Below are 3476 nucleotides of genomic sequence, written 5' to 3' on the forward strand. Positions count from 1 at the left end.
AACCGTCGTGAGCTGGACTCCCGTCACGATGCGCTGGCCCACCCAGGCCACCCAATGGATGGACGACCTGGCGGCAGCCAAGAACCTGGCTGGCGGCGAACTGGTCAACACGGTGGCGCGCCTGACCGGGCTCGACGGTTTGGCGACCACCAATCCCGGCCCGGTCGGCACCGCCGCCCAGAGCGCGGCCACCAGCGGACGCGCCGCGCTGGCCGCTCAGCTCGGCGAGGCGCCGGCTTGCCTTGCGGTGACCCCATTCCAGAGTGGCATCGGTCAAGGGCGTGGCCATCAACGATTTTTGTCGGCGCCCAATCTGCTGACGCACCTGGGCGACAAGCTCGTGGATGGTCGCGACCCCGCACGGCCCAGCGGCGAGCTGTACGCCTTGGCGCTGATGTTTCTGTCCACGCGCCTGGACCAACTGGCAGAGAGCCTGGCCCGTTTCAACGCGCTGCTACCGGTGCCGGACCTGATGCGCGCCGAGCGGCGTGCCCGGCACCTGTCGCGACTGGAAGCGGAAAAGTGGGTGATCGCCGACGCCGGGCCGCTGCCGCGCTGGCAGCGCCTGCCGCTGGAACGCTGCACGCTGACCAAGGCGGCGAAACGCGCCATGGCGGGCCAATTGGCGGTGTTGGAGAGCTATGCCGCCGACAGTTCGCCGATGGCCGACCTGGCGGCCCTGGCCAGCCGCAAGAGCGCCCAGCAGCAGGGGCGGGACCGGCAACTGTCCGACCTGCAGGCCCTGCTCGCAGGCGGTTCGGCCGATATCGGCATACGCGCCCGCCTGATCGGACCCGGCGATCCTCTGCAACTGCGCTCGGCTCTGCTCGAAGGCGACGCGCCAGGACATGAGTGGGTGTTGAGCGCTGGAGTCATACTGGTCGGCTCTCTCGACGGGCTGGCCTTTGTACGGGAGTTGGTGGGCCTATGACACTGCTGTTGGATGGTCAGAAGGTGCGCGGAAAAGGGCTCAAGGTGACGGCGAACCTGCGCATCGAAAGCGAGGATATGTCGGGGCAGACCAGCAACACCGCAGCGGCGCACAAGGGCTTCAAGCCCAAATCCCTGACGGTCTCGCTGCTCATTCCCTTCTACGACAGCACCCACCTGACTCAGCTGATGAGCTGGGCCGAGGCGACGGCTGCCGGCGGTCAGCGCCGCACCTACCGGATCGTCAACGACACCGCCGAGGCCTTCGGCGTGCGGCAGGTCGAGTTCAGCGACAACCTGAGCGCCCGGGAAGACGACAGCCTGGCCGCGTGGAGGGTCCAGTTCACCCTGTCCGAAAAGCTGTCCACCGCCGAGCGCGTGGAAACCCGACGGCCTAAAAATCCGATCAAGCAGCAATCCGCCCCGGGGCAGGCCGTCAGTGCGCCAACCAGCGACGACGGGGCAGGCGATCAGCCCGCCGAGCTGACCGGCTTCGAAGCTGTGCTGAAACGCCTGGACGATGCCCTCGCATGAAGCTGCATAAGGTTCTGACCATTGCCGGCCAGGTGTACCCGCTGGTGAAAGAGGAAGTCCGCCTCGATCTGCGCAGCCCGGGGCGGGCCAGCTTCACCATCCAGGCCGGCGCGCCGGTGCGCGGGCTGGTCACATTCGACATCGGCTACAACCAGCACGCCCTGCAGCGGCACTTCATCGGCCACGTAGAACGCTGCACCGCCGCCAACAGCCAGCAGCAGGTGCTGTTCTGCCGGGAGCTGACCAGCGTGCTAGCCCTGCCGCTGCCGATGAACCTGCGCCATGTGGACTTGCGGCAGGTGCTCGCCGAAATCAGCGCCCGAACAGGCCTTCGCTTCCGTGTGCCGGATCGTGCCTATGCCCGGATCAAGGCCCCGTATTTCTACAGCCTGGCCGCTGGCTTCCAGGCCATGGACAGTCTGGCCCGGGTTTATGACATCGCCGACTTCACCTGGCAGCAGCAGGGCGATGGCGAGGTATTCGTGGGCAGTTGGGCCGACAGCTACTGGGGCGAGCGTGCCCCGCTGCAACTGCCGGTGGAGCTGTTCGAAAGCTACCAAGGCAACCAGAGCGCCACCGTTGCAGCCCTCCCCGGGCTGCGCCCTGGCGCAACGATCAACCAAGGCGAGCGTGTCACGTCCGTGACCCTCGCCGGCACCCGGATGGCCATCCGATGGAAGACGCAATCCGCCGCACTGTAGAGCGCCAGTTTCCCGAACTGACTGGCGGCTACCACCTGCCTCGGTTCGGGCGTGTGGTCGCCGTGCCCGATGCCCCAAAATCCCAAGGCATCTGCGACGACTTTCGACCGCGCTTCGGCGTCGATGTGGAGGTGCTATTGCCCGATGGCGAGCCGGATCCCGATCTGCCGATCCTGCACAGCCTGCCGGTGCCGGTCCCCGTGGGTGGTCAGGAAGCCGGGTTCTATGGCTTTCCCGAAGAAGGCACCACCGTGGTGGTGTGCTTCGCCTACGGCCTGCCCCACAAGCCCTATATCCAGCAGATCCTTCCGCATGGACTGAGCTTGCCCCGGGTTCCCAAAGGGGATCAGGTCTGGCAACACAGCGAGGCCTGCCAGCAGCGCGTGGACGCGGACGGCAACTGGCTGCGGCAGACGGATGGGCGGATTCGCGATCAGGCCGTGGAGCGCGAGGTGGAGGCCCTGGACAACGCCGAGCGCTACCAGAACAGCACGGTGGACGTGGACGATCACAGCACCGAGTCCGTGGGCGGGATCAAAAAGATCGAGGCGCTGGGCGCGCTCAAGCTGCTGTCCGGTGGTTCCGCCAGCCTGGCTGCCGTGGATGATCTGCATCAGGCAACGGGCCGGGACTTGAACCTGGTGGTGGGGCAGAAGCACAACGCCACGGTGGGCGGCGACATGGTGGAGCGGATCCAGGGGCTGCGCCAGAGCGTGGCGGCCGTGAGCCAGCGCCTGCAGGCGCCGAAGACCTGGTTGGGATCCGGCTCGGTGAACGTGCTCCAGGTGCTCTGCGACCTGATCGACCTGGTGGAGCAGATGAACACCCAGCTGGCCAGCCATACCCATAGTCCGGGGCCGACGCCGAGCCCAGGAGACGCTACCGGGTTCACGGCCAAAGCGACGCAAGCGGCTGGGCTTTCTGGTCGTCTCAGGCCAATCACGGCGTAAATAGCCGGACAATTGTCCTTTGCGTCCTGTATCACATTACTGTTTGAGAGGTGAGTCTCAGCAACAAACAGTTACAAAGTGCCTGTAAGCCGCATGAGCCGTGCGCTGCCGAGCAGTGCGCAAAAAACTGCCAGGGAAAACCCCTCTAAGTTCCGCGCCCTTGACCGTTTACAGCGGAGGACAGCGGATGTTCCAGCCTGCCGATACCCCCCAGTTCACCTTGGCCATTCCTGGCATTCGCCACGACCTGCAAGTGCTCGCCTTCACCGGCGAAGAAGCCATCAGCCAGCCCTATGCCTTCCAGATCGAGTGTGTGAGCGAGCGCCTCGACCTGGATTTGCAGACCTTCCTCAACCAGCCG

At 65.8% G+C, this 3476-nt stretch carries 4 protein-coding genes; all 4 read left to right on the forward strand.

The annotated features are described in order from the left end of the window. Window positions 1-7: 7 nt before the first annotated feature. From BZL41_RS08525 to BZL41_RS08540, 4 genes are read left to right on the forward strand one after another with little or no spacing between them, the layout of a single operon-like run. Window positions 8-931: a hypothetical protein gene (locus tag BZL41_RS08525; protein WP_095598898.1), complete on the forward strand. Its 924-nt coding sequence runs from the start codon at window positions 8-10 to the stop codon at window positions 929-931. After that, complete coding sequence (locus tag BZL41_RS08530) at window positions 928-1464, forward strand: DNA-binding protein (protein ID WP_095598895.1); 537 nt, start codon at window positions 928-930, stop codon at window positions 1462-1464. The genes BZL41_RS08525 and BZL41_RS08530 overlap by 4 nt, the downstream gene beginning before the upstream one ends. Next, window positions 1461-2165, forward strand: a complete 705-nt coding sequence (locus BZL41_RS08535) for a hypothetical protein (protein WP_095598896.1) — start codon at window positions 1461-1463, stop codon at window positions 2163-2165. Before BZL41_RS08530 ends, BZL41_RS08535 begins: the two co-directional genes overlap by 4 nt. Further along, a complete protein-coding gene (locus tag BZL41_RS08540) occupies window positions 2138-3115 on the forward strand; it encodes a hypothetical protein (RefSeq protein WP_095598897.1) in 978 nt (325 codons plus the stop codon). Before BZL41_RS08535 ends, BZL41_RS08540 begins: the two co-directional genes overlap by 28 nt. Window positions 3116-3476 lie beyond the last annotated feature (361 nt).

The organism is Pseudomonas sp. PIC25, from assembly GCF_002286785.1.
GTDB lineage: Bacteria > Pseudomonadota > Gammaproteobacteria > Pseudomonadales > Pseudomonadaceae > Pseudomonas_M.